A 25,513-nucleotide genomic window follows, 5' to 3' on the forward strand; every position below is an offset into this window, starting at 1 on the left:
CTCGAGGAATGGCAAGGAAAAAAAGGCGAGTTTGAGGTGAGAAAATGAGAGCTTCAGTAGCCATTTGCACGCATAACCGAGGCAAAGATACGATGCAGGCTATCGAAAGTTTGTTAAGAGGAGATATGGAGCTCAGCACCTATGAAGTTCTTGTAGTCGATAACTGCTCCACGGATCATACAAAGGCGTTGTTTGAGTCTATGAATTTTCCCACACATGTGCGTTACATCTTCGAGTCTCAATTGGGCTTGTCCTATGCACGAAACAGGGCAATCCAAGAAGCTCGAGGTGAATTTATCATGTTCCTGGATGATGATGCCCTGGCTTCCACCTCCTGGATTAGAGAAGTCGTGAAAATATTTGATAGGGACCCTGAAATTGGCTGTGTTGGGGGCAGAATCCTCCCCATCTGGGAAGGAGGAAAGCCTGACTGGATTCCAGATGATTTCCTAAGTATGTATTCGATTCTGGATTTCTCAAGTGAAACAGTAGAGATGAAAGAGCCTCATATTCCGTTTGGAGCGAACGTTTCTTTCAGGAAGAGTATTTTTAAGGAGATTCAGCCATTTAGAACTGATCTGGGACGAATAGGAAAAAATCTATTGTCGGGTGAAGAAAGTGATCTCATTGGCCGTGTACGGGCAAAATATAAGATTTATTACAATCCATACGCAGCAGTTGAACACAAGATTTCAAAAAGCAGGCTTAATCGACGTTGGTTGCTGCGCAGAGTATATTGGCAAGGAATCAGCGATGCGGTCCAACATCAAAAAAATACAGGTGGCCTTTTCAAACATCTCTTGATTATCATTCTGGCATGCATCTACATTATCGTTTCAATGACGAACGTCAAAAAGGTGACCAAAGGATTAGCGAAAATATATTACCGTAACGGAAGCATCGTTGGTTCATTTCGCAAGAGCAAAGGAATGAATGTCTAATGACCAGCGTCGCATCGTCCTCCACCAGACAGCATGGTTTGGTCCAAACAATTCTTATGACCAGTTTTGCAAATATTCTGATCATGGCCGTAACGACGCTAACTTCCATCTTGACAGCTCGCCTATTTGGGGCAGTGGGAAGAGGGGAACTTGCAGCAGTTCTGTTTTGGCCTTCTTTTCTTTCTGGGCTCGCAGCTCTAGGTTTGCCAACTTCGTTAATTTTTAACGTCAAAAGAAACCAGAAGCAATTATCGATCTATGTCGGTATGAGTTTTGCAATCCAGATACCGATCAGTGTGCTCGTAGGACTCATTAGTTGGTATGGGATATCGTCCTGGCTCGAAGGGTATTCGGAAAATATCATGGTCCTGGCTCGCTGGTATACGGTACTTATGGTTCCTTTATTGCTGTTCATGGGCATCCTTGCTGCATCTGCACAAGGCACAGAACGATTTATCGTCTATAATCTTTCTCGTTTGCTCGTCCCTTGTTTCAACTTGGTTGGCCTGCTTTCATTATGGGCTTCGGGTACACTGACGGTTGAACGAGCCATTATGACCAGTCTGATCTCCACACTGCTCGTATTAAGCATATATCTGTACATGATGCGAGAATATATTTTCGAATCATTTACTATGTTGTTTCGTCGATTCAAAGCAGGCGTACAGCTGTTGAGTTATGGTATTCGCGTATATGGCGTAGAACTTCTTGGAACGCTCTATACGCAATTTGACAAAATTATTATCATTGCCCTGCTTACCCCGCGAGATTTCGGTTTGTATTCAGTGGTTTTTGCACTGTCCAGAATGTTTGATGTTGTTCAGAATGCCATAGCAAACGTCATTTTCCCCAAAGTCGCAGGAAAGGATAAAAACCAAGTTTTATTGCTGGTGGGCAGAGCCTTTAGGATCAGCATTTTTCTAATGACATTGATTGTTTTGCCAAGCATGTTTATAGGACGATATTTTATCGGTCTTTTGTATGGGGAAGAATTTTTGCAAGCAAGCACGGTATTTTATTTACTATCATTTGAATGCATCATTGGTGGAGGTTCATGGATTCTGGCTTCGGCTTTTAATGCGCTTGGGCGCCCAGGTGTCATTCTGTTAAGGCAGATATGTGCGCTGGCCGTGACAGTTACTTTGTTTTTTACACTTACACCTGTATTTGGTCTGAACGGGATCGGCATGGCATTGTTGGCCGGTTCTTTGGTTCGTATTTTTATGTCCTTGATCTCGATATCCCTTCTATTCAAACTCCCTATGCGCCAAATGCTCTACAACAAAGAAGATATTTTGTTTCTGAAAAAAATATTCAGAGAGAAAAATCCATTCAAAGGAGCCCGGAAAGATGCCGAACGTGCAACAGATTCATCCCATGGATGAGTTGAAACAGTGTCTGAAGCGAATATTAGAGGTCATTCCTCAGCATTCTAAAATTTTTTATATCGATTATCCCGTTCATAGCAACTGCGGAGACCTTTTGATAATGAAAGGCACGGAGGCTTTTTTCAAGGATCATCAGATCCAAGTTATCAAACGTTTCAGTGTCTATGATTTTAACGAGCGAATGGACATTCCCGACGACCATATCCTTGTGTTGCATGGAGGAGGGAACTTCGGCGATTTGTATGAGATGCATCAGAAATTGAGGGAGAAAATCGTGGAAACGTATCCGAATCACCGGATCGTGTTGTTGCCGCAAACTGTCTATTACCAAAGCGAAGAAGCTTTGCAGCGAACGGTTTCCATTTTTAATAAACATTCCGATCTTCATCTGTACCTTAGAGATGAAAAATCGTTTCAGCTTGTATCGGAACATTTCCTGAATTGTAAAGTGAGATTAATGCCTGATATGGCGCATCAACTTTGGCCTATTCAATTCAAGGGCGTACCGAATAATAAACGGTTAAACTTTTTACGTATGGATATTGAAGCAGATGAGGAACAATTTGCAGCCGCTTCCCAAATGCAGGATGATACGCTGGATTGGCATACACTTTATAACAGGTACGAGAGAAAACTGGTGCAGTGGGCCGGCGGCGGGTTACGCAGAATAAAAGGAAGCAAGGTGCTGCAACTGGGGTGGAAATTATACAGCGATTATCTGGTCAATAAGGCTATACGCCGGTTTGCCAAGTACGAAACTATTTATACCTCCAGATTGCATGGACATATTCTTTCCTGTTTAATGGACAAACCGAATGTGCTTATCGACAACTCTTATGGCAAAAATTCTGGGTACTACCTGCTCTGGACATATAAAGTCAACATGGCCAATATGGCTGGAACTGTATCAGGCAGAACATCTGGAGAGCAAAATTACAGAGAAACACATATTGTAACGGTTTAAAGACAAATACAGGAATTGGAGTGGTTGCGTTGAGAATCGTACTTCTCTCCGGCGGATCAGGCAAAAGGTTATGGCCGTTGTCCAATGACACGAGGTCCAAACAATTTTTGAAAGTGCTGGATGGTGAGCAAGGACAGACTGAATCGATGGTACAGCGCGTATGGAGACAGCTGAAGCATACCGGGCTGAGTGAACAAGCAACGATTGCAACGAGTAAACCGCAGGTGGAGATTCTGCGAAGTCAGCTCGGTTATGAAGTTGATCTGGTTGTTGAGCCTGAACGCAGAGATACGTTCCCGGCGATCGCTCTTGCAGCAGTCTATCTTTACTCGGTCCAGGAGGTCAGCCTGAATGAAACCGTGGCGGTGCTGCCTGTAGACCCTTACGTGGAGGAATCCTTTTTTCATAAAGTTACAGAGCTGGAGGACGTGCTGCATGAGTCCGGTGCTGAGCTAGCCTTGATTGGTGTGAAGCCAACCTATCCTTCTGAGAAGTATGGATACATCATTCCAGAGCAGTCTGAACCGGAACCGAATATACGTTACGCCAAAGTATCCCGTTTTCAAGAGAAACCCCGTGAAGCTGAAGCGGCAGAGATGATTGAACAATCTGCCCTTTGGAATTGCGGGGTTTTTGCCTTCAAGCTGAATTATCTGATCAACCTGCTGATTTCACTGGAGCTGCCCATTCAGTATGAGGAAATGCTGAAGCAGTATGGACGATTGCAGAAGATCAGCTTTGATTATCAGGTGGTAGAGAAGGCGAGACATATCGTGGTTACGCCTTATGAAGGATATTGGAAAGACCTCGGGACATGGAATACGCTGACGGATGAGATGAGCACAACGATTGTTGGTAAAGGTGTCATGACAAACAGTACGGTAAACACACATCTGATCAATGAATTGAACATCCCGGTATGTGTGCTGGGCGTATCCAATCTGATTGTAGCGACAAGCCCCGACGGCATCCTGGTCAGCGAGAAAGAGGCAAGCCCGCAGATCAAAGAGGTGCTGAAGGACAGCACAGAGCGACCGATGTATGAGGAACGCCGCTGGGGCTGCTACAGGGTGCTTGATTATACACGCAATGATAAAGGCGAAGAGGTGTTGACCAAACGCATCATCATTGAGCCGAACAAAAACTTTTCGTACCAGTATCACCTGAAGCGGAACGAAGTATGGACCGTTGTTTCTGGTCAAGGTGAACTCATTATCAACGGTGAGCTGAGATCACTGCATCAAGGGGATGTTATCTCCATCCCTGCAGGTGGAAAGCACAGCGTAAAAGCATTGACAGAGCTCGAAATTATCGAGGTGCAGATGGGTAGTGAGCTGGTCGAAGAGGATATCGTGCGCATTGAGATGGCGTGGGAAGATATTTTACAAAATTGCGTGAATTGGGGGAAAACAAGATGAATATTACGGTGATTGGAACAGGGTACGTTGGTCTTGTCTCAGGAGTATGCTTCTCGGAGATCGGTAATCAGGTCATCTGTGTGGATAATAACGAGTCCAAAGTCGAGATGCTGAATGAGGGCATCGTTCCCATCTATGAGCCTGGTCTTAAAGAGCTGATGACTTCCAATATGCAGGCAGGTAAATTATCGTTCACATCCAACATCGGCGAGGCAATACACCAGTCGGACATTATCTTTATTGCCGTAGGTACCCCTTCTCTGCCAAGCGGCGAAGCCAATCTGAGTTATGTAGAGCAGGTGGCGGTCGAGATCGGAACCCACCTCGAAAGCTACAAAATTATCGTAACCAAAAGCACGGTTCCTGTGGGCACCAATGACCGTATTCGCGATCTGATTCGCAGCATTTCCTCTCAGCCCTTTGATGTAGCCTCGGTTCCCGAATTTTTGCGTGAAGGGTCAGCGATCAAGGATACTCTGAATCCCGACCGGATTGTTATCGGCACGAGCAGTGAACGGGCCATCCAAACGTTGAAGAAGCTGCATCGGCCGTTAACCAACAATCTGGTTATCACAGACATTCGCTCAGCCGAAATGATCAAGTACGCATCCAACGCATTTCTGGCGACCAAAATATCGTTTATTAATGAAATTTCGAATATTTGTGAAAAGGTTGGTGCAGATGTTACCCGTGTAGCCGAAGGCATGGGGTATGACAAGCGTATCGGTTCTGCCTTCCTGAAGGCAGGCATCGGTTATGGGGGTTCCTGTTTTCCCAAAGATACGCAGGCATTAATCCAGATAGCAGGCATGGTGGACTATGATTTCAGACTGTTGAAATCCGTTGTAGAGGTAAATCAGGACCAGCGCATGCAAGTGATCCACAAGTTGGAGGAGGCCGTCGGATCGTTGACAGGCAAAACAATTGCGGTCTGGGGACTGGCATTCAAACCGGATACGGATGATGTTCGTGACGCACCGGCTATCGATATTGTGCAGCACCTGATTGATGCGGGTGCGTATGTTAAGGCATATGATCCGATTGCAACGGATAATTTCCGTAAGGAGATTGATATGTCCTCCATTTCGTGGCAGGATACCCCGCTTCATGCTGCTCAGGACGCAGATGCACTCTGTGTGCTTACAGAATGGAAGGAGTTTGCTCAGGTGGATCTCCATGTGTTAGCCCAAATGATGAAGGAGCCTGTGATGATTGACGGTCGTAATGTGTACAGTGCAGAACAGATTCAAACGTCTGCCTTCCAATATTATTCGGTGGGACGTCCGGGGCTGACCAAGCTGGAGGGGAAAGCACAAGCGATCATCTGAGCTGACAGTAAATATAACAAATACGAGCGAGGAAAATCTGATGAAAAAGTGGATGAAATGGACAGTGTGGATCGTATCCCTGTTTATAATCGTGGTATTTGGTTATGCGATGTATCTTTACCAATCGGTCAAATCAACAGCAGATCAGATCTATGAGCCGCGTAATCCGGTGAAACCAGTGTCGGTAACGAATGTCACAGGCGGTCAGCAGGTTGATTTTAATCGCAAAGAGCCCTTCAACGCACTGATTCTTGGCGTAGATGAGCGTGCACATGACCGGGGACGTTCGGATACGATGATTGTATTAAGTGTGAATCCGGCGAAAAAGAAAGTGCTTATGTTTAATATTCCGCGAGATACCCGGACAGAAATTGTCGGGCGCAGCACCGAGGACAAAATCAATCACGCTTACGCGTTTGGCGGCGTAGATATGTCGCTGGCAACCGTGGAGCAATTTCTGGGCATACCTATTCATTATTATATGAAGGTGGATATGGAGGGTTTCTCCAAAATCATCGATCTGGTCGGCGGTGTAAATGTGAATAACCCATTTGCTTTTGACTACGAAGGTAAACGATATGAGCAGGGGAATATTCACCTCGACGGTGCAGCCGCGCTCGGATTCTCCAGGATGCGTTACGATGATCCCAAGGGTGACCTGGGAAGAAATGATCGTCAACGTGAGGTATTAAAGCAGGTTATGAAAAATACAATGCAGTTCTCCAGTGTGATGCAGCTTCAAAATATGCTGGATGAATTAGGAACACATGTAAGAACTGACCTGACATTCGACGAGATGAAAGAGCTGATTCTGGATTACCGGAGTGATCTGGAAGAGATTGATACAGTAGAGATTAAAGGCACGGGCAAGAAGATCAACGGTATTTATTATTTTATCGTAGATCAGCAGGAAAAGGAGCGCATCCACGGGATATTGAAGCAGCATATGGAACAGTAAGAGTCTGACGTGGTGTCATCCAGCAGGGGAAGTGATGAAAGTAATGCTGAAGGTGAAGGAGTGGGAAACGAGGAAACAAAAGCATCAACGAAAACGAGGCTCATATAAAAGTGCTTTGCGACTGCTGCTGGTTTTCATCTGGATTGCGATAATTTGGTCTATGTCTGCACAATCCTATCAGCAGCAGGATATACAGCCTTGGCTCCAGAAACTGTCACAGAAGATGCACATCGGGTTGATACTGCCCGATGTGCAATTTACGTATAGCGGGCATGAGTATTCGTTAAAGCAGAATCCTTATGCTTTTGTGGAGTTTTTCTTTCGCAAAACGGCACATGTATTTGTTTATGCTGTGCTTGCTGCGCTTGTATACGGTGGGCTGCGATACAAACGTGTAAATATCAGAACAGGTATCCTGATGGCATTAATTGTGGTTGCGCTTATCGCCTCCATGGATGAGTATATTCAGCAATTCAGTCCCGAGCGGACAAGCTCGATCAGGGATGTCGGTGTAGACCTGATCGGTGGCTGCTTCGGTATCGCGGTTTATGCAGCAATCAGGGCTTTGTTTAAGAAAAAATAAAAAAGGATTTCCCAGGAAATGCAGTTTCCAGCTCCGTAATGCTTCTACTTGCTTGTAAACCATCATACATATGGGGTAGCAGGAAGCAGGACAAGGGGGCTGGAACATGCTGCGAAGAAGAAATCGAAATGCGCTGCTTCAAAAAATAGGCTTTTTTCTGTTTGTGGTGCTTTTGTTATGGTTGATTGCCAGAAGCTTGCCGGCATTGTTCCGTGCGGACGCACCAGCCGAGGCTGCAGCCGCAGCAGAGCAGTTTTACAAATACGAGCAAACGGGTGATTTCGGAAGCTCATGGGAGTTGTTTCATCCTTTGATGAAGGAAAGATTCCCGAAAAGTGCTTATGTGCAGAACAGAGCACATATCTTTATGCAGCATTTTGGAGTGCAGACGTTCGAATTAGAGATGGAGCCGCCGGAGCGGGAATTTGATGTCGAGATCATTCAGGGCGTGAAGCCGTTTCCTGAAGCCTATCGAATTAAAGTGACCCAAACGTATTCGGGGACATTTGGTCAATTCGATCTGGTTCAGACTTGTTATCTTGTACTAGACGGAAAGCAGTGGACACTTCTGTGGTACTATCCTGAACAGCAGGGGAAGCAAGACAAAGCTTCGTCTGCATGAGAGAGCATCGTACATATTTGAGTTTGTAAATAATATAACATTATGTGTTATGTGTTTGAAGGTTGATCGCACCAATTCGTATCGTGAGTCCCGAATTAGACGCTATAAATGCGAGACTTTTGTCGCATTTATAGCGTTTTTTTTGAATTTCATCCTGTTTTTGTGCTTGAAAAGCTTGACAATAGTCCCGGTGTCAAGTAAATTACGAATTAGGATACAAAATGTATCAATTTTCAGCGCCTAACGACAAATAACAGGGACCAAAGGCTCTCTGTGAGGGGAAGGTATTCCATTGAATGAAACGGGCCGCTTTTACTGTGTCAGTTGTGGGATGATTGTGCCGATCGCCAGTGACTTTACCGGAAAGGAAGAGGGCTATGGAGGCAATCACGTGTTTCGGACCGGATTTTACCGGAGTGAAATGCCGCTTGGATGCTGTGAAGCGTGTGTAGTTGAGTCGAAACGTGAAGGGAAAACCCAGTTTGCAGGACAATATACTAAAGATTATGATACACTATGTTCATATGAGAAACGGGCATAAATCATGTCCGTCCATGAAGGAGAGGATGGAATGCAGCAGGAGCCGGTTGTCCGACTTCAAGGCGTCAGCAAGATCATTTCCTCCCGATCATTGGTCAGCGACCTGACCCTGGATATTTCTCCGGGGCAGGTTTTTGGTTTTTTAGGGCCTAATGGTGCGGGAAAAACAACAACAATTCGCATGATGGTAGGCTTGATGTCCATTAGTAAAGGAGATATTTTCATCTCTGGACACAGTGTGAAGAACGAGTTTGAACAAGCGATATCTCAAGTAGGGGCAATTGTAGAAAATCCCGAGATGTACAAGTTTCTGACAGGTTATCAGAATCTGGTACACTTTGCCCGCATGTCACCAGGGGTAACCAAGGAACGTATTGCCGAGACGATTGAGCGTGTAGGGCTGAGTGCTCGCATTCATGATAAGGTGAAAACCTACTCCTTGGGTATGCGTCAGCGTCTTGGTGTTGCGCAGGCTATATTACATAGACCCAAGCTGCTTGTTCTGGACGAGCCTACGAACGGTCTGGACCCTCAAGGGATCAGGGAACTCAGGGACTATCTGCGGCTTCTCACCCGTGAGGAGGGAATTACCGTTTTTGTCTCAAGCCATCTGTTGTCCGAGATGGAATTGATGTGTGACACCGTTGCTATCATTCAGAACGGTAAACTGATTGATGTCCGTAATCTGCGGGATGAAAAAGCTTCAGATGCTCTAATCGATGTAGCCTTTGAAGTTGATGATGCGGAACGTGCCGCTCAGCTTCTCGGTGGTGAGGCAACGATCCAGAGCCATGTTATCGTTATGCCGCTATCGCGTGAACAGATTCCTGCAATGAATGCCAAGCTGGTTCAGGCGGGGGTACAGGTATACAGCATTCGCAGTGTGACGCGTACGCTTGAAGATCAATTTTTGCAGGTAACCGGAGGTGGCAGCATTGGGTAATCATTTTAGCAAGCTGTTGCTGAATGAAAACATGAAGGTATTTCGGCGGGTACGTACCTGGGTCATGCTGGCTATTCTGGCACTGATCTCGATATTGATGCCTGTGTTAATGCGGGAAGGCTTTGGGTCGAGTGAGGTCATATACTGGCAAGCAGCGGTTACAGCGGTTCAGGTTACATTTTTCCTCAACACGATCTTCTGTGTCGTGATCGCAGCGGAGTCGGTTGCAGGGGAATTCACTTGGGGAACGATCAAGCTGTTGCTGATCCGTCCGTGGTCACGCAGCAAAATTCTGGCTTCCAAATATCTGACTGTAGTGGGCTTCAGTATATTGAGTACACTGCTGGTTATTGGTATGGCCATGCTCACCTCGTATATTCTGTTCTCTCATGATGCACCGGCAGGAAGTGGTGTAACAGCAGCTAATGCGCTAACGATGTGGGGATATCTGTATATTGATCTGTTCATTACACTTGCGATTGCCTTTATGGTATCTTCGGTATTTCGTTCGGGCGCTCTTGCCATCGGTCTGTCGCTGTTTATTATGTTTACGCAAAACATATTCTCATTGATCTTTAATCCCGACCGTTATGCATGGGCCAAATATGTTCTGTTCAACAATATGGATCTGAGCAAATATATGAATTCTTCATCAGATATAGGTTTACTAAACGGTCCAAGTGACGGTATGACACTAGGGTTCTCCTTGGCAGTGCTCGCCGTATATTATGTCATCTTTATGGTTATTTCCTGGGTGGTATTCAGCAAGAGAGACGTGGCAGGTTAACACCTGCCTCTTTTTTTTTTTTTTGTTTGCCTGAGGCATAGCTGTTCATTCCGGGTACATACTGGTATTGTAAAGCCAGATATATATTATCGCCGCAGTCCAATTCATATGGCAGCGCACGGAGGGATCACACCGCTTGATAAACAACAAATTTTACCGCGTATGCACAGCCATTATTTTGATTCTGCTGATCGTTTATTTGGGAGATAAAGTGAATTTTATTTTCCGCCCACTGACTTCACTGATTCATATCATTATTATTCCATTGCTGATTGCAGGATTTTTCTATTACCTGCTGCGCCCGCTCGTGGATTTCATGGAACGCCACAAGATCAAGCGTGCTCTGTCGGTACTGATTATTTATGTAGCTATAGGACTTTTGATTGCAGGTTTCAGTGTTCTGGTGTGGCCATCCCTGCGGGAGCAGCTGTGGAATTTTATTGAAAATACACCCGCACTGATCTCGTCTCTGGTAGAGCAGATCAAGGCGCTGGAGAACAACCGCTTCCTGGCCCGGTATCTGCCTGAGAATTCGGATATATTTACGAGATTCTCCCAGTATCTAAGCCAGGGCATTACGCAGGTCACCGATTATGTCTCGGGCTTATTTTCGGTGGTGTCCAATCTGGTCGTTATTTTGGCGACGTTCCCGATCATGCTCTATTACATGCTGAAGGAAGGCAGTAAATTCGGTACGAATCTGACACTGCTGCTGCCAAGACATTACCGAAAAGACGGGGAAGAAACGGTTCATGAGATTGATGAGGCGTTAAGCAATTATATTGTGGGCCGGGTGATTGTTAATGTGGCGCTTGGTATTCTGATGTTTATCGGCTTTATCATTATAGGCCTGCCCTATGCGCTGTTATTAACGGTAGTTTCAATTATTCTGAACTTTATCCCTTATGTGGGAGCGTTGCTGGCAGCAATTCCTGTTGTGATCGTGGCTTTTATCGATTCCCCTTCGATGGCGTTATGGTCCCTGATTATTATCGTCATCGCACAGCAGATTCAGGATAATCTGATCTCACCCTATGTATATGGCAAACAGCTCGATATTCACCCGTTGACTACAGTTATCCTGCTGCTTGTGGGAGCTGATCTGGGTAACATTCTCGGCATGATTATCATTATTCCGCTGTATATGATTCTGAAGATTATATTCCGTAAAATACAGAACCGCATCGTCGAGGATAAAGCCGTGGACAAATGAGCTGCAAGCCGGGTGTGTCTGAGAGGAATGGATAGTGCGGCTGCTTCATGCATCAAAATAAAAAGGTCTGTCCTCTTGTCATGGATGACGATGGGACAGACCTTTTCCAATATGAATTATGCGTGAGCTTCTTTCTCGTCCTCGTCCGTGTAGTCTGACATGTTCAGCGGTTCTTTAGGCACGATTGCAACCTTGTAGAAACGATTTTTATCTTTTTCCAGCAGGACAAAGGTCAGGTTCTCATACTCGTACTCTTCCTGTTCATTCATCTCCGGACGGTGGCTGTAAAGCCATCCACCAATCGTATCCCACTCGTCCGCATCAAGAGAAGACATAAACATATCATTGACCTTCGACAGCGAGACCTTGCCATCCAGAATGACATAGTGCTCATTCACGATCTGGATTTCTTCCTCTTCATCGGCGTCGAATTCGTCCCGAATCTCGCCAACAATCTGTTCCAGTACGTCCTCGATGGTAACAATACCGGAGGTGCCTCCGTATTCATCCACAAGCACAGCGATGTGAACGCCGTCCTTCTGCATTTTCTTGAGCAGGTCCTTGACCGGGGTGGTCTCATGAACAGCCGACACGGGCTGAATCAGGGAAGAGAGGTCCACGGGTTCTGTATTGCCATACAGCTCCAGGAAAAATTGCTTCGTATTGATAATACCGATAATGTCGTCCTTGCTCTCGTTAACTACCGGGAAGCGGGTATACTGTTCCTCTCGAATGATTTCAAGGTTTTCCTCATTCGTTTTATTCAGATAAAGGCAGACCATATCGGTCCGGGGAACCATAATCTCTTTGGCCAGCATCTCGTCAAAAGCAAAGATTCGGCTTACATAACCAAATTCTGCCTGATTGATTTTGCCGCTTTCGAAGCTTTCATTGATAATGATCTGAAGCTCTTCTTCGGAGTGAGCATCTTCATGCTCGGAAGCAGGCTTGATGCCAAACAGTTTGACCAGTTGGTTCGCAGAGCCGTTTAACAGCCAGATAAAAGGATACATCACTCGGTTAAACAAGATGATAGGTCCGGACGTCAGCAGTGCAACAGTCTCGGCTTTGCGGATCGCAATCGTTTTTGGTGCCAGTTCACCTACAACCACATGCAAATAAGTGATCGCTACAAAGGCAATAACAAATGACAAGAAGGAAGCAAGGGCATCCGGGATACTCAAGCTTTCAAACAAGGGATGAAGCAGCTTCTCAACCGTTGGCTCACCCAGCCAGCCCAGTCCCAGGGATGTAATGGTAATCCCGAGCTGACAAGCAGACAGATATCCATCCAGATTAGCAACGGCCTGCTTTACCGCAAGTGCACGTTTGTTCCCTTCAGCAATCATTTGATCGATCCGGCTCGGACGAACCCGTACCAGAGCGAACTCCACTGCCACAAAAAATGCCGATAAACCTATCAAAAATGCAACCAAAACCAAATTTAACGCATACCTCTCACTGTCCATTCACTACTCTTCTCCTTTTAAGTAATAAGTTTTAACGAGTATTATATCTAATTTTACGTAAGAAGACCACCTTTCCCGAAGAAAAGAGGAAGAGTCTGGAAAGGTGAAGCGGGCAAAACAGCACATCCACAAGGTTTTATTGCTGATTCAGGGGATGAGCAGGGGTGTGTATGTAAAATTTTATCTAATCATCCGTTACGAATATGACCTTCATTGGGTATCTATGATTAGCTGTGTGCAATATCGTCAAAGCTGGTTAAGTGAGAGCACGGCATGATGATAAAGAAGTGCATAACTATGCGGGTTGAAATATTACTTTTTATGGTGAAAAGGTAAAAAGCTTCAGTGAGTATGACATAGAGGGGGAGCCGTATGTTCTGGCTGGTCATTATTTTACTTGTGTTTATTTTTCAGGCTGCCACCATTCTTTTGCTGGAATTTCGCAACCCGGCTAAAGCCGTGGCCTGGTTGTTTATATTGTTTTGCGTACCTCTGATTGGGTTCGTCGTGTATTATTTTGTAGCCCAGGACTACAGCAAACGAAAAAAGCTTCGCAAGGGCGGCTCCCGGATCTTTCGGGAGATGCGTGAAACCATCTGGAAGCAGGCGCACATTGTCGATGATATTGCCCAGATGCCCGGAGATCGTTACAATCACCAGCATCGGCTGTTTAATTTGCTCTCCCATCTGTCCGAGAGTCCCATTACAGGCTGCAATCGGAGTAAAGTACTTACCAATGGCGAAGAGGCATTTGCAGCCATGTTAAGGGAGATGGAGAAGGCTGAGCATCATCTGCATGTCGAGTTTTACATTTTTCGCGATGATGTCATTGGTACCCGGTTTCAAGAGCTGATGATCCGCAAAGCACAGGAGGGAGTAAAGGTGCGGTTCATCTGCGATGGGCTCGGCAGTCACAAGATGAGCTGGAGTTTTATCCACAAGCTCTATGACGCAGGCGTGGAGTTTCATTTTTTCCTGCCGCCGCTCATTGCAACGATTGATCGCCGGGTCAATTACCGCAACCACCGTAAAATTGTCGTAGTGGATGGCAAGGTGGGTTTTGTTGGCGGGATTAACGTGGGGGATGACTATCTGGGGCAATACCCGGAGGTGGGCTTCTGGCGGGATACCCATGTACAGATCGAAGGGGATGCGGTTTATTTCCTGCAGAGTACGTTTCTGAATGACTGGAAGCTGGCCTCGGGCAAACGAATGATGGAGCCGCAGCTCGGGGAATTGTTCCCGCCGCATATTTGCAGCGGAAATGAACGTATTCAGATTCTGGGAAGCGGGCCTGATCAGGATTGGGATGCAATTCAGGAGATGTGTTTTGGAGCGATTTCGGTCGCTTGTGAACGAATCTATATTACTTCGCCGTACTTCATCCCTGACCCCGCTCTGTATGAGGCTCTCAAAACCGCTGCGGTCAGCGGAGTTGATGTGCGGATTATCATTCCATACCAATCGGATTCGAAGCTGGTGCATCTGGCATCACTTTCCTATCTTGAAGAGCTGCTTCGAGCCGGAGTGAAGTTCTATCAGTACAGGAAAGGCTTTGTTCATGCCAAAGTGATGATTGTGGACGAGCTGCTGGCAACGGTAGGCACAGCGAACATGGATATGCGCAGCTTTTTCTATAACTTTGAATTAACGGCGGTATTGTTCGAAAGTTCTTCCATCCATCGTCTGCTTGCGGATTTCGAACGTGATCTCGAGGTGTGCAGTCAGATCGATGCACAGCAATTTCAACGTCGCTCACGCTGGCAAAAAGGGGCTGAAATGCTTTCTCGCATGCTTTCTCCGCTTCTTTAGCCGATTTAGGGCAAATTTCTGAAGATAAATTCACTTTTTGCGAATTTATCTTCTTTTTGCTAACTATTTTGCTCTAGTTTGATCTTTTATGATATAATAGTTATATAAATCATGTCTTGGCGAAGGAGGGGAGTCTGCGGGAAAACAGGCTCCCTTTTGCTCTCTTTTGGAAGTGTGATCCGGCAAGAAGTACATCTTGAATCTATTTTATATCGCCTTTAGATGCCCTTGTTTGGCTGTTGGGTTAGAGTACATGCAGAATCAAGTCCTGCTCGTTTTTCTACATGGAGCTTCCCCGTGGAGTCATTTAATGGATATATAAAATGGATTCACATTCTGATTTTACGGGGGGGATACCATGTCCAATGTAACGGTGAAAGAATTAACGGCCAAGCAAGCTGACCGCGGCGTCAAAAGCTCGGTGTTCACGCTGAAGTTTCTGCAGCGTATTGTCATGATCCTGATTGGTGCTGTGCTCATGGCTGTATCGCTTGAAGTGTTCCTCGTGCCAAACGGCGTTATCGATGGCGGCATCACGGGCATCTCGATTATGGTGTCGGAGCTTACCCATCTGCCGCTGGGGATATTTCTGACTTTACTCAATCTGCCGTTCCTGATTCTGGGTTACAAGCAGATTGGCAAGACCTTTGCCTTATCCACATTACTCGGGATTGTTGTAATGTCCATCGGCACATCTTTACTTCACAAAGTTCCGGCGCTTACACCCGGCGAACCGCTTCTCGGCGCTGTATTTGGCGGATTGATTCTGGGTGTAGGGGTAGGTCTTGTGATTCGTTCCGGAGGTTCACTTGACGGTACGGAGATCGTAGCGATTCTGTTCAGTGAGAAGTCACCGCTGTCTGTCGGACAGATCGTGCTGATCATTAACGTATTTATCTTTGCCGGGGCCGGATTTGTATTTGGCTGGCCAAACGCATTGTATTCCATGATTGCGTATTACATCGCGATGAAGATGATTGATATCGTGAATGAGGGGCTGGATCAGTCCAAGTCCGTCTGGATCATCAGTGAGAAGTATCGTGATATCGGTTCGGCATTGACGGATCGTCTCGGACGGGGGGTAACGTACCTGGACGGAGAGGGTGGTTTCAGCGGAGATGAGAAAAAAATTATTTTTGTTGTCATTACTCGTCTGGAAGAGGCGAAGCTGAAGTCCATTGTTGAGGATTGGGACCCGCATGCCTTCGTAGCGATCGGTAACATTCACGATGTGAAGGGCGGACGTTTCAAGAAAAAAGGTATTCACTAGCATACAAATAGCCGATATCCTGAGTGACAGGGTATCGGCTATTTTTTCTTCAGATGTTTCAGGATCAGCTCAACCCGCTGCGGAGGAACGGCTGCAATCAGATCGCCAACTTGGTTCAGACGTTCGATGATGTTCATCAGATGATAATCCTGAATGGATACATCACGGCGTACCTCATCCCAGGTCAGGGGTGTGGAGACGGTTCCTCCTGGCTTGGCACGAGGGGTATAGGGGGCTGCGAGCGTTTTGCCACCATAATGCTGGAGATAATCAAAATAGATGCGATCCCCCCGGTCCTTTTTCAGCCGTTCCAGTGTAAATAATTCCGGATGCTTTTGCGTAACATATTGGCCGACAAAGTAACCGATATCCCGCAATTCATCAAATGTCACACCTGGGGTTATAGGCACAATGATCTGAACGCCCGTGGCACCGGACGTTTTCGGAACAGATTGCAGTCCGAGCGAGGATAATGTTTCGCCTACAATTAACGCGGCCTGCATGATTCGAGGCTCATGCTCCATGGAAGGGTCCAGATCAATCATCCATTCACACGGAAGTATGCTGTTGATGGCATGCAGTGAAGGATGGAATTCAAGGGCCGCCAGATTTCCTAGCCAGAGCAACGAAGGGAGTTCATTCATGACGATGTAGCGGATGCCTTCATGCTCATGTGTGTGTACAAAATCGGGAATGGGCTCCGGTGCGTTCTTCTGATAAAAGAACGTTCCTCCCGCGCCATGAGGATACCGAATGGTTGTTAGCAAGCGGTTGCGTGTATATGTCAGCAGATACGGAGCCAGTGCGGCCAGCTTTTGCAGATAGATGGCTTTGGTGACACCTGCTTCCGGCCATAACAGCTTGTCCGGATTGGTGACGGTGAGTTCTACTCCCTCAATAACGATGGAGCCTGTAACTTTCTGTGGCATAAAAGCACCTCCAGTTTATCGAACGATTGGTAAATGTACATAGTGAACGTGCTATGGGCAGATATGATGGGCGAAACTTCACCGGATAGCTCAATGTTCGAGCTGGCTTATCGGACAATCTTCGGGCGTCACCTCAGCGAAGGTCTGGATGCTGGGATGACGCAATGTACGATGACGAGTCAGTTCCATATACTGCACCTTGAGGCCAAGCCGAGGTTTGATCCAGGTCGTCTCGGCACTGCGCTCAGGAATGTTATAGAACGGTCTGTCGTTCGTAATGAGCGGCTGAATCTGCGCTGTAAGCTCGCGCCAACTGGTGGAGTTCAGCTTGCCTGTTCCAACATGACCAATATAGATAAAATGAGGGCCGTCATATACACCAACAGCCACGGCATTGACAATTCCGCTGCGATAAGTGACGCCTCCAATCATGGCATAGAGATCATGCATAATTTTGACCTTCTGCCAGCGTGTATCTTTTCCATGAATTCCATAGGTGCTGGTGAGGTCCTTACATACGATGCCTTCCATCTGGTGCTGTCTCATGACCGTGAGCAGGGCGGCTGCATCTGGTGAGTTCGTCACTTCCTGCACATGTTGGCCTGTGCAGAGCACTTCATGCAGTAACTTCTGACGTGCAGCCAGTGTTTGATCTGTAACCCATTTCCCATCATAAAAGAGAATGTCAAATACCATATAAGTAATCGGTATCTGCTGTACGGCTTGTGCAATGCCATCCGGCCTGCTCATGCGATCCCGGCGAAGCACGTGATAAAAAGAAGGCCTTCCTGTATTCGGATCCAGGGCAATGATCTCGCCGTCGAGAATATAAGAGGAGGCAGAGCACAGATTACGCGGTCGCACCAGTTCGGGATATTGAACGGTGCGGTCGTGTAACCTGCGATTCACCAGACGTAGCTCCTGTCCATCCTCGTAGGCCAGCATGCGCACACCATCCCATTTGATCTGGGCAACCCACTGTGAACCTGAAGGCAGTGTGTCTCGGGATACAGGTTCAAACGGAATGAGTGGCTTCAACATGGGTGGCTTCCTTCCTTTCTTTCTTTCAACCGCTATCTTTGGAGTCAAGCATGAATGAGCGGAAGATATTAATGTTTTTGCAGACGATGTTTCAGGTGATAAATCAGGATGAGCAGCAGCGGAAGGAAAATGCCGCAGGTCAAGTCCCAGTCAATCCAATACGGAATGATAACTTTCAGGTAAAAGGTTTCATTCGGTGCCACCAGGATAGATAAGGCTAAAATAAGAAGTGAGCCTGGCAAGATCAGAATCCGATAACCGGACAACCGGAACAAATGCGCCATCCCGAGTAAAAAGCTGTAGAAGAAAAGTACACTTTTGAAAAATACAGCGATAACCCAGACAGAGGCCATAAAGGCTTCAATCCGTTGCAGAAAGTTGCCGATGTTAATCATTCGGGACAGATGAAACGATGCAAACCAGTGATGCTGGGTCATGAACGGCCCCATAACCAGCAGACAGATGCCTAGTGTTAGCGTTAGCAATAATCCGCCAATCATACCCATAAGCAAAAAATCTCTCTTCAGATGAGGACCCGGCTCGGTGTAGGGTAAAAGCATCATAAAAATACATAGTTCACAGTACGGGTATGTAAGTACAGCAATAAAACCTTTGAAAGGAATAAGAAAGCCTTGGGAAAGCACCGGTTTTACGTTATTCAGTTCTGCTTTGGGGAGCAGACATAGGGTTAGAATAATCAGAAACAGGACAACTAGAGGGAAGAAAGCTTCGGCAGTTCTGCCTATATTGGGGAGTCCGGATTTCAACCCCCATGCCAGCGCACAGATAAATGCCAAGTGCAGCACCCATAGTGGAGATTGGGTCAGAATTTCGGTTGCCATAAAGTCGCCGATTTCACGAATAAAGGTCGATGTGCTGATTAGAAAATAAAAAACGTAGAACACGCTGACAAAAGCTCCGATCCATGGTCCCAGAATACGAGCCACATGCTCAATCAGATTCAGCCGCGGGTTCATGTTATATACAGCGAACATGATCAGAAGCACACCTAATCCGCCCCCCACGCCAAGCAAGGAAGATATCCAGGCATCCTGCTGGGCATAAGACGTAATCATGGAGGGGAAGACAAGAATTTGCTCCCCGATCGTGCAAAGGAACATGAGCGAAGCAAGCTGCCTTACGGTCAAACGTCCCTTTTCAATCATTTGTTAAATCTCCTTCATCAGTCATAGTCTGGATTAGGTTAGGATGTGCCAATATTTCTGTTTTTATCAACCATATAGAAATAAGCCTGAACCGCTCATTCTCGGCGCTATAGCGTGTGAGAGATGAGGGTCAGGCTTTTTTGGCTGTAACCTGTATGGACAAGAAAAATCCTAAGATGAAGAGGAAAGCAGGTGTACGTAACGAGCAGGTGAATGCGTATATTGCTGTCGTTGACTATGCTTGTTATGGCGAAAAAATGTGTTCTCGGCACTGCATAAGTTGTGAAGTGGCAGGTTAAAGCTTATGCTTCAGCAATCAGGCGGATGCCGATGTTTTGCGGGTCTGCTGCGTACCATATTCCACCATCATGAGTAACCTCAACGCCGGATTGACTTAAACGCTGCGCGGCTTGTTCAGCTTCATGGGCATGGGCGTACACTATTGTAAAATAGTCGATGCCGGTAGCGTTCGCCGGATTAACGGGAGCATTGACACCAGCCCAGATGTTCAGCCCGAGGTGGTGATGGTAACCGCCTGCGGATACGAATAATGCAGACATATTGGCGAAGTTGCCTACAACATCAAATCCCAGAATACCAGAGTAAAAGCTGCGTGCTTCTTCCAGACTGCGAACGTGAAAGTGAACATGACCAATCACCGTGCCAGCAGGCAGACCGTTCCAGGCTGCATCTGCAGAAAGGTCAAACAGACTCTGCACATCAACCGGGTCGGAGGCCATGATGTAATTATTATCGGCATCGCGTCTCCACGTGTCACGTGGTCGGTCGGCGTAGATTTCAATTCCGTTCAGATCAGGGTCGGAAATATAAAAGGCTTCACTCACCAGATGATCGCCTTGACCAATGTCTATTCCGGATGCTACGAGATTACGAACGGCAAGTCCAAGCGATTTGCGGTCAGGCAGGAGAATAGCAAAATGGTACAGGCCGGCATGAGTGCGTTCAGGCAAAGTGATGCTGTTGCTTACTTCTTCAAGGCGTAAAAGAGAATGTAGTCCGTCTGCGGTCAGCGTAGCGACCTGATCTTGCCTTGTCAGCAGTTTTAAGCCGACAACCTCCGTATAAAACTGGATGGAACGATCCAGATTGCTAATTTTCAGACTGACTTCACCCAAATGGGTAGTTGCTGGAATTTGATAAGTGGTGCTCATGATAATTTCCTCCTTATAAGTGTGAGTTGAACTGATACAATACGAGTTGAGCTGCAAAGGAAAAAGGTCGAACCACCAATGATGGTGAAAAAACACTGATTCGAATATAAAGTTATGGAACTATAGAGAGTGAGTGTAAAAAGCAGATAAGAAATAGCTGGAACTCAGCTATCAAAATATAAATAAGTTACTTTTCATAAGTTAATATAAAATATAAACTCGTGTTCGTCAACGTAATTTTCGCGGTAACTTGGAATTAACGACTCGTGATGGTTACCTGATGCAAATCATACACATAAAAAAGCTCATCAGCTAAAAGGCCGATAAACTTTTGGGGGGTGAAAACGCTAGGATGCAGATTTTGCAAAATAGTGTTCTTAGCCAGAAAGCTTCCCGCAGGCGTCCCGGGGCACGTCAAAGGAATGTGACGCAGAAGGCGGCGAAAAGGCGGCGAAAAGGCGGCAAAAGATGCATTTCAGTACGTTACAAGACACGCCACATGTGGCTGACCACCTTGTCATGAGACAGGGCACCAAGTGCTGGGAACTCATCGAAGTTGCGAAACCTGCAAGCGAATATAAGTATTTCAAGCCGGTACAAGTTGGTGCAAACGCTAACGAATCGAGAAGGCGCTATATGGCCCGATTTAATCCAATTACAAACGTAACGATTCTGAGGAACGCTATTTTTGCTTTTTGTGCTCATTTTGCTTGATTTTTCTTGTTATAGCTGCGAATAGCGTCTATAGGAATCGTTACATTTCTATATCTTCTAAAAAGGTCGAAATAGGGCTTATAGGATTCGTTAGCGTGTAGATGAGCGTGCACTGACATTAATAAGATGTTACTGCAGAGTGTTGTAGCATAAGCAAGATGCTTCGCAAGTGTTCAAGGTGTTAATGTAAGTTCGTGAGATGTTGCAGAAGTGTGATGTATCTTGAATACACTGTTCGTTAAGGTTGGGTCAGTTAAGCATAATGTTCAGTACACAATTACGTTGCAGAGTAGAGGTTAGCAGTGATATAGAGAGCTACTGTTTGACTAGAGCTGTTTTCTAATTTCTTTTGAAAGTTAAATGTAGAAGTTGTACCAAGACTTAACTTTTACTGCAACTTGATGCAGCCAGTGTATTAAACGTACCAAAGTAAACTGCAAAGTAAATTCCAAAGCAAGTACCTAATAATAGAACTTTAAGCAAGAAAAAAGCACCAAATTAACGTTCCAAAGCTACGTACTAAAGGTACTTACCAAGGCTACATATCGAAGCTAAATTACCGAAGTAGCAAAACCCAAAGCTGGTACCAAAGCAAGCACTAAATTAAGTTTCAAAGCTACGTACCAAAGTCACAGTAAACCTCAAAGCAAAAATCGAAGTGAGTACCGAGGTCCGTATCGAGCAAGTGCTATAGCTACATACCAAAGTCACAGCAAAACCCAAAGCAAGAACCGAAGCGAGTACCGAGGTCCGTATTGAAACAAATACTATAGCTGCATGCCAAAGTTACATACTAAACCCAAAGTAATTGCCGAAATCAGTACCGAAATCCGCATACTAAGCTGGCTCTCCAAGAGAGGTTATGCTTTTGGCTTGGCGGGTGCTTTCTTGCGTTTGGGTGCAGCTGGTGCATCGTTTTCTCCTCCGGCAGCCGCTTGAGTGGCTGTTTTGCGCGGAGCACGTTTTTTGGGTTTGGCCGTCGCTGTACCAGGGTCGGCAGGAATTGGCTTAACCGCTTCGATACTGGCTTGAAGGGCAGCCATCAGATCCATGACATTTGCTTCAGGTTTTGCAGGTGCAATCTTGATCTCTTCTCCAGCGACCTTATGCTGAATGAGTTCAAACAGCTTCGCCCGGTAATCATCGGTGTATTTGCCGGGCTCGAAAGGCGTGGATAACTGATCAATTAACAGCTTGGCCATGGTTAGCTCTTTTTCGTTAACATTCTGAACTTCAGGAAGGTTGGGAACCTGGGATACCGGGCGAATCTCATCCGGATAGAAAATGGTTTCCATCGACAAACAGTTCTCCAGTACACGAATGGCGGCAAGACTGCTTTTGGAACGAATCGAGACTTTGGCAATGCCGATTTTTCCTGTATCACGCATGGCGTTCATTAGCAGCTGATAAGCGTTTCCGCCAGCCTGATCGGGAGAGAGATAATAGGTTTTCTGAAAATAGATGGGATCAATATCCGTTAAATCTACAAAATCCAGAATGGTTATGGTTTTGCTGCTGGACTCGTTTAATGCTTCCAGTTCTTCTTTTTCGAACAGAACAAATTTCCCCTTTTCATATTCGTAACCTTTCGTAATCTCTTCCCACTGGACATCAACCTCGCAGGAGGGGCACTGGCGAACATAAGCAAGCGGACTGCCGCAGACCTTGTGAATATATCGCATGGAGATATCTTTGTCCTCGGTGGCTGAGAACATTTTGACCGGAACATGAACGAGACCGAAACTGATTGCACCTTTCCAGACCGTGTGCATAAAGACGCTCCTTTCGAATTTCTTTTTAATCATAGTATGGTCAGTTGAGATAAGGGATAGTCCTGTGTTTGCGGATTGTACCGAGTTATTCATTAGAGAAGAAGGTTCAGTTCAGAATGACAATGATGTGTGATGTGGGGACTTCTCGTTACGCCTGTATGGTTCTGCAAGAGTCGGGGATGATAACAGTAACCAATCTGGGGAGGTGCCATGATGAAGGACAAGCGAGATGAGGAAGAGGCGCACAAGCATGCTTTTACACCTTATCCTCTGGAGGATGCCGAAAGTGCGGAGGAATTTTATACCCCTGCAACGGCTGTGAACTGGGAAGCAGTCACATCGGAGAAGCTGCCGCTGGACCGGGAATCGTTTATGCTCGATATTGATCGAATGGTCAATGAGGGATTAGGCGGAGGTCAGGTCACGGAGGATAACGGCTATATTGGCGATAGTACGACAGATACGATGGTTCAGGAAACTCATGATGAAGACCCGGAAGGAGACTATGAATAATATGATGGATGCCAAGCGAGCTAAAGCAATTTATGATTCAAAGGACACGATTGCGGTAACCCTTGAGGGAGAGCCTGTCTGGATCGAAAATGTAGATGAAGCCAACGGTATGGCCACCGTGCAGGTAGGCAGCAGACCGGGGAATACGCAAACGGTACGGGTGGATCGTCTGGAGGAATAGGTGACCCTTGGGGCGAAGTTGCTTGATAACAGCTGTAGATGCTTCCTGGAGAGGTCTAGTAGAAGGATATCACCATGACCGTACATTTGGTTGATCCAACTTCAGTCTTAATCTAACAACCGGTACCGACGTGGTGCCGGTTTATTTGTTTTGATTTTTTGCATGATAAGGCCAAAGAGATGGTTATGATGTCTAGGGTTTCCAGCAGTTCCCTTTGATGTTGCGGGCAAGGAAAGGGACCGATATAATAAGGGTCAAAGTGAACTCAGGCGGGAAGCCGTCAAAGGTGGGGCATATATATTGAATCAGACGCATGAGCAGTGGGTATACCACTCGCATAACCTTGCAGATACAGAAGCGCTTGCGTCCGCACTTGCATCGCAGGCACACCCTGGAATGGTGATTGCACTGGACGGGGATTTGGGCGCGGGTAAAACAGCATTTTCACAGAAGTTTGCCTGGCATTTGGGCGTAAGGGATGTCGTAAGCAGTCCAACGTTCACGCTAATTAAGGAATACGAGGGGCGATTCCCCCTTTATCACATGGATGTGTATCGCATCTCCCTTGAAGAAGCGGACGAGCTTGGGCTTGAAGAATATTTTTATGGGGCAGGCGTTAGTCTGGTAGAGTGGTCCAGCATTATTCCCGAATTGCTGCCACAGGAGCACCTTCATGTGCAGATCGAGACAGCGGGGCTGGAGGATCGAACGATTACACTGGATGGGTATGGCGAGGTATATGCCGCGCTGTGTCGACAGTTCAGACAGAATGGAGTTATAGGATGAACGAGGGTGTGGGAAAGAAGAGCGTGAATGAGGGTTTAGGAAAGAAGAGCTTGAATGAGGGTTTAGGAAAGAAGAGCTTGAATGAGGATGTAGAAAAGAAGATTGTGAATGAAGATGTTGAGAAAAAAAATGTGACTGAAGATTTGCAAAATAAGCCGCGGCAGCGGTTTTTGGTGCTGGATACATCCACCGCGGTGATGGCCGCAGCAGTGATGGAGGAACGCTCGCTGCTGGAGGAGCGCAATGAACGTGCCGAGCGCAATCACTCGGTACACGTTGTACCCGTGATGGAGCAGCTGCTTGCTGCGAGCAGCACGGAACCAGGCCAGCTGAGCGGCATCGCCGTCGGCATTGGCCCGGGCTCGTACACGGGCATCCGCATTGCGGTGACCGCGGCGAAGACGCTGGCCTGGGCATGGGACATCCCCGTTGCCGGGGTGTCCAGCCTGCAGGCCCTCGCCTGGGGCGGCTGGCACAGCGGCCTCGCCGCCAAGGCGCAAGCTGCGGCAGATCATGCCGCAGCAGCCGGGGCTGGCGGAACGCCATCCGCGGACCAGGGCGGCACCAGTGCCGCCCCTGTCCACTGGATCGTTCCGCTCGTGGATGCGCGGCGCGGTCAAGCCTATACCGCGCTATTCGCCTCCGCCGGCGGCGATGCACCCCGCCGGCTGGCGCCGGATGCCATCCGCCGAATGGACGGATGGCTGGAGGAACTCGCCGCCCGCCTGACGGAGGCGACGCCGGAAGAGCGGCCCGCTGCCGTCTGGATCGTCGGCGAGACGGGCCCGCATGCGGCAGCAGCGGCAGAGCTTCGCTGCCCCGCAGGAACGGCGCTCCAGCTCGTCCCGTATGAGCTGGAGGGCCGCTGGATTGGGCGCCTTGGCGCCGAAGCGCTGCTTGCAGGTCAGCGTGACGACGTACATGCCTTGGTGCCGAACTACACCCAGCTGTCCGAAGCGGAAGCGAACCTGCTGCGCAAAGGCTGAAGGGAGAGGGAAAACGG

At 47.0% G+C, this 25,513-nt stretch carries 24 protein-coding genes; 18 read left to right on the forward strand and 6 right to left on the reverse strand.

What is annotated here, in order from left to right:
- Positions 1-44 precede the first annotated feature (44 nt).
- From ACQSGY_RS17265 to ACQSGY_RS17320, 12 genes are all read left to right on the forward strand, one after another.
- Positions 45-941 carry a glycosyltransferase gene (locus tag ACQSGY_RS17265; RefSeq protein WP_427179360.1) on the forward strand — a complete coding sequence of 299 codons (897 nt, stop codon included), beginning with the start codon at positions 45-47 and terminating at the stop codon, positions 939-941.
- Positions 941-2,326 carry an oligosaccharide flippase family protein gene (locus ACQSGY_RS17270; RefSeq protein WP_427179361.1) on the forward strand — a complete coding sequence of 462 codons (1,386 nt, stop codon included), beginning with the start codon at positions 941-943 and terminating at the stop codon, positions 2,324-2,326. Before ACQSGY_RS17265 ends, ACQSGY_RS17270 begins: the two co-directional genes overlap by 1 nt.
- The gene (locus ACQSGY_RS17275; RefSeq protein WP_427179363.1) at positions 2,292-3,293 is read left to right on the forward strand and encodes a polysaccharide pyruvyl transferase family protein; all 1,002 of its coding nucleotides are present in this window, start codon (positions 2,292-2,294) and stop codon (positions 3,291-3,293) included. The genes ACQSGY_RS17270 and ACQSGY_RS17275 overlap by 35 nt, the downstream gene beginning before the upstream one ends.
- A gap of 29 nt (positions 3,294-3,322) precedes the next feature.
- A complete protein-coding gene (locus ACQSGY_RS17280; protein WP_111272483.1) occupies positions 3,323-4,711 on the forward strand; it encodes a sugar phosphate nucleotidyltransferase in 1,389 nt (462 codons plus the stop codon).
- On the forward strand, positions 4,708-6,039 hold the full coding sequence (locus tag ACQSGY_RS17285) for a UDP-glucose dehydrogenase family protein (protein ID WP_427179365.1): 1,332 nt from the start codon (positions 4,708-4,710) through the stop codon (positions 6,037-6,039). Before ACQSGY_RS17280 ends, ACQSGY_RS17285 begins: the two co-directional genes overlap by 4 nt.
- Before the next feature lie 40 nt (positions 6,040-6,079).
- A complete protein-coding gene (locus tag ACQSGY_RS17290; protein ID WP_427179367.1) occupies positions 6,080-6,997 on the forward strand; it encodes an LCP family protein in 918 nt (305 codons plus the stop codon).
- A gap of 34 nt (positions 6,998-7,031) precedes the next feature.
- A complete protein-coding gene (locus ACQSGY_RS17295; RefSeq protein ID WP_427179368.1) occupies positions 7,032-7,580 on the forward strand; it encodes a VanZ family protein in 549 nt (182 codons plus the stop codon).
- 106 nt (positions 7,581-7,686) lie between these two features.
- Complete coding sequence (locus ACQSGY_RS17300; protein ID WP_216516210.1) at positions 7,687-8,202, forward strand: hypothetical protein; 516 nt, start codon at positions 7,687-7,689, stop codon at positions 8,200-8,202.
- Positions 8,203-8,533: 331 nt separating this feature from the next.
- On the forward strand, positions 8,534-8,743 hold the full coding sequence (locus tag ACQSGY_RS17305) for a hypothetical protein (protein WP_427179370.1): 210 nt from the start codon (positions 8,534-8,536) through the stop codon (positions 8,741-8,743).
- A gap of 30 nt (positions 8,744-8,773) precedes the next feature.
- A complete protein-coding gene (locus ACQSGY_RS17310; RefSeq protein WP_427179372.1) occupies positions 8,774-9,685 on the forward strand; it encodes an ABC transporter ATP-binding protein in 912 nt (303 codons plus the stop codon).
- A 31-nt stretch (positions 9,686-9,716) separates the two neighbouring features.
- Complete coding sequence (locus ACQSGY_RS17315; RefSeq protein WP_373288474.1) at positions 9,717-10,472, forward strand: ABC transporter permease; 756 nt, start codon at positions 9,717-9,719, stop codon at positions 10,470-10,472.
- Between the two features lie 136 nt (positions 10,473-10,608).
- On the forward strand, positions 10,609-11,685 hold the full coding sequence (locus ACQSGY_RS17320; protein ID WP_427179374.1) for an AI-2E family transporter: 1,077 nt from the start codon (positions 10,609-10,611) through the stop codon (positions 11,683-11,685).
- Between the two features lie 116 nt (positions 11,686-11,801).
- Here ACQSGY_RS17320 and ACQSGY_RS17325 read toward each other — a convergent pair whose 3' ends face one another.
- Entirely contained in the window at positions 11,802-13,154 is a 1,353-nt protein-coding gene (locus ACQSGY_RS17325; RefSeq protein WP_216516218.1) for a hemolysin family protein, read from the reverse strand.
- Positions 13,155-13,526: 372 nt separating this feature from the next.
- Here ACQSGY_RS17325 and cls point away from each other — a divergent pair, with 372 nt between their 5' ends.
- Both cls and ACQSGY_RS17335 read left to right on the forward strand, forming a co-directional pair.
- Positions 13,527-14,966, forward strand: a complete 1,440-nt coding sequence (cls, locus tag ACQSGY_RS17330; RefSeq protein ID WP_427179376.1) for a cardiolipin synthase — start codon at positions 13,527-13,529, stop codon at positions 14,964-14,966.
- Positions 14,967-15,324: 358 nt separating this feature from the next.
- Positions 15,325-16,236, forward strand: coding sequence for a YitT family protein (locus ACQSGY_RS17335; protein ID WP_111270429.1), 912 nt, complete (start codon positions 15,325-15,327; stop codon positions 16,234-16,236).
- A 38-nt stretch (positions 16,237-16,274) separates the two neighbouring features.
- On the opposite strand, the gene ligD is transcribed toward ACQSGY_RS17335, so the two are convergent.
- From ligD to ACQSGY_RS17360, 5 genes are all read right to left on the reverse strand, one after another.
- The gene (ligD, locus tag ACQSGY_RS17340; RefSeq protein WP_427179378.1) at positions 16,275-17,165 is read right to left on the reverse strand and encodes a non-homologous end-joining DNA ligase; all 891 of its coding nucleotides are present in this window, start codon (positions 17,163-17,165) and stop codon (positions 16,275-16,277) included.
- A gap of 90 nt (positions 17,166-17,255) precedes the next feature.
- Entirely contained in the window at positions 17,256-18,206 is a 951-nt protein-coding gene (locus tag ACQSGY_RS17345) for a DNA ligase (RefSeq protein WP_427179380.1), read from the reverse strand.
- A 68-nt stretch (positions 18,207-18,274) separates the two neighbouring features.
- Complete coding sequence (locus tag ACQSGY_RS17350; protein WP_427179382.1) at positions 18,275-19,372, reverse strand: GerAB/ArcD/ProY family transporter; 1,098 nt, start codon at positions 19,370-19,372, stop codon at positions 18,275-18,277.
- Positions 19,373-19,674: 302 nt separating this feature from the next.
- Entirely contained in the window at positions 19,675-20,544 is an 870-nt protein-coding gene (locus ACQSGY_RS17355) for a VOC family protein (RefSeq protein ID WP_289374996.1), read from the reverse strand.
- Positions 20,545-22,118: 1,574 nt separating this feature from the next.
- Positions 22,119-23,030 carry a Ku protein gene (locus ACQSGY_RS17360; RefSeq protein WP_289374995.1) on the reverse strand — a complete coding sequence of 304 codons (912 nt, stop codon included), beginning with the start codon at positions 23,028-23,030 and terminating at the stop codon, positions 22,119-22,121.
- Between the two features lie 210 nt (positions 23,031-23,240).
- Between ACQSGY_RS17360 and ACQSGY_RS17365 the strand changes: the two genes are divergently transcribed.
- From ACQSGY_RS17365 to tsaB, 4 genes are all read left to right on the forward strand, one after another.
- The gene (locus ACQSGY_RS17365; protein WP_427179384.1) at positions 23,241-23,543 is read left to right on the forward strand and encodes a hypothetical protein; all 303 of its coding nucleotides are present in this window, start codon (positions 23,241-23,243) and stop codon (positions 23,541-23,543) included.
- A gap of 4 nt (positions 23,544-23,547) precedes the next feature.
- Entirely contained in the window at positions 23,548-23,724 is a 177-nt protein-coding gene (locus ACQSGY_RS17370; RefSeq protein ID WP_111270532.1) for an H-type small acid-soluble spore protein, read from the forward strand.
- Between the two features lie 300 nt (positions 23,725-24,024).
- A complete protein-coding gene (tsaE, locus tag ACQSGY_RS17375; protein ID WP_427179386.1) occupies positions 24,025-24,510 on the forward strand; it encodes a tRNA (adenosine(37)-N6)-threonylcarbamoyltransferase complex ATPase subunit type 1 TsaE in 486 nt (161 codons plus the stop codon).
- A gap of 131 nt (positions 24,511-24,641) precedes the next feature.
- On the forward strand, positions 24,642-25,496 hold the full coding sequence (tsaB, locus tag ACQSGY_RS17380) for a tRNA (adenosine(37)-N6)-threonylcarbamoyltransferase complex dimerization subunit type 1 TsaB (RefSeq protein WP_427179475.1): 855 nt from the start codon (positions 24,642-24,644) through the stop codon (positions 25,494-25,496).
- The last annotated feature ends 17 nt before the right edge of the window (positions 25,497-25,513 follow it).

The organism is Paenibacillus sp. TC-CSREp1, from assembly GCF_050171015.1.
In the GTDB taxonomy this organism is placed as follows: Bacteria; Bacillota; Bacilli; order Paenibacillales; family Paenibacillaceae; genus Paenibacillus; species Paenibacillus silvae.

What these genes read in the sequence shown, in the direction of transcription:
- ACQSGY_RS17350 (WP_427179382.1), bottom strand. Translation starts at nt 19,372, where the DNA reads ATGATTGAAAAGGGACGTTTGACCGTAAGGCAGCTTGCTTCGCTCATG.
- ligD (WP_427179378.1), bottom strand. Translation starts at nt 17,165, where the DNA reads ATGCCACAGAAAGTTACAGGCTCCATCGTTATTGAGGGAGTAGAACTC.
- ACQSGY_RS17305 (WP_427179370.1), top strand. Translation starts at nt 8,534, where the DNA reads ATGATTGTGCCGATCGCCAGTGACTTTACCGGAAAGGAAGAGGGCTAT.
- ACQSGY_RS17290 (WP_427179367.1), top strand. Translation starts at nt 6,080, where the DNA reads ATGAAAAAGTGGATGAAATGGACAGTGTGGATCGTATCCCTGTTTATA.
- ACQSGY_RS17345 (WP_427179380.1), bottom strand. Translation starts at nt 18,206, where the DNA reads ATGTTGAAGCCACTCATTCCGTTTGAACCTGTATCCCGAGACACACTG.
- ACQSGY_RS17285 (WP_427179365.1), top strand. Translation starts at nt 4,708, where the DNA reads ATGAATATTACGGTGATTGGAACAGGGTACGTTGGTCTTGTCTCAGGA.
- ACQSGY_RS17275 (WP_427179363.1), top strand. Translation starts at nt 2,292, where the DNA reads ATGCCGAACGTGCAACAGATTCATCCCATGGATGAGTTGAAACAGTGT.
- ACQSGY_RS17270 (WP_427179361.1), top strand. Translation starts at nt 941, where the DNA reads ATGACCAGCGTCGCATCGTCCTCCACCAGACAGCATGGTTTGGTCCAA.
- ACQSGY_RS17335 (WP_111270429.1), top strand. Translation starts at nt 15,325, where the DNA reads ATGTCCAATGTAACGGTGAAAGAATTAACGGCCAAGCAAGCTGACCGC.
- ACQSGY_RS17365 (WP_427179384.1), top strand. Translation starts at nt 23,241, where the DNA reads ATGATGAAGGACAAGCGAGATGAGGAAGAGGCGCACAAGCATGCTTTT.
- cls (WP_427179376.1), top strand. Translation starts at nt 13,527, where the DNA reads ATGTTCTGGCTGGTCATTATTTTACTTGTGTTTATTTTTCAGGCTGCC.
- ACQSGY_RS17370 (WP_111270532.1), top strand. Translation starts at nt 23,548, where the DNA reads ATGGATGCCAAGCGAGCTAAAGCAATTTATGATTCAAAGGACACGATT.
- ACQSGY_RS17310 (WP_427179372.1), top strand. Translation starts at nt 8,774, where the DNA reads ATGCAGCAGGAGCCGGTTGTCCGACTTCAAGGCGTCAGCAAGATCATT.
- ACQSGY_RS17300 (WP_216516210.1), top strand. Translation starts at nt 7,687, where the DNA reads ATGCTGCGAAGAAGAAATCGAAATGCGCTGCTTCAAAAAATAGGCTTT.
- ACQSGY_RS17360 (WP_289374995.1), bottom strand. Translation starts at nt 23,030, where the DNA reads ATGCACACGGTCTGGAAAGGTGCAATCAGTTTCGGTCTCGTTCATGTT.
- ACQSGY_RS17295 (WP_427179368.1), top strand. Translation starts at nt 7,032, where the DNA reads ATGAAAGTAATGCTGAAGGTGAAGGAGTGGGAAACGAGGAAACAAAAG.
- ACQSGY_RS17265 (WP_427179360.1), top strand. Translation starts at nt 45, where the DNA reads ATGAGAGCTTCAGTAGCCATTTGCACGCATAACCGAGGCAAAGATACG.
- ACQSGY_RS17315 (WP_373288474.1), top strand. Translation starts at nt 9,717, where the DNA reads ATGAAGGTATTTCGGCGGGTACGTACCTGGGTCATGCTGGCTATTCTG.
- ACQSGY_RS17325 (WP_216516218.1), bottom strand. Translation starts at nt 13,154, where the DNA reads ATGGACAGTGAGAGGTATGCGTTAAATTTGGTTTTGGTTGCATTTTTG.
- ACQSGY_RS17355 (WP_289374996.1), bottom strand. Translation starts at nt 20,544, where the DNA reads ATGAGCACCACTTATCAAATTCCAGCAACTACCCATTTGGGTGAAGTC.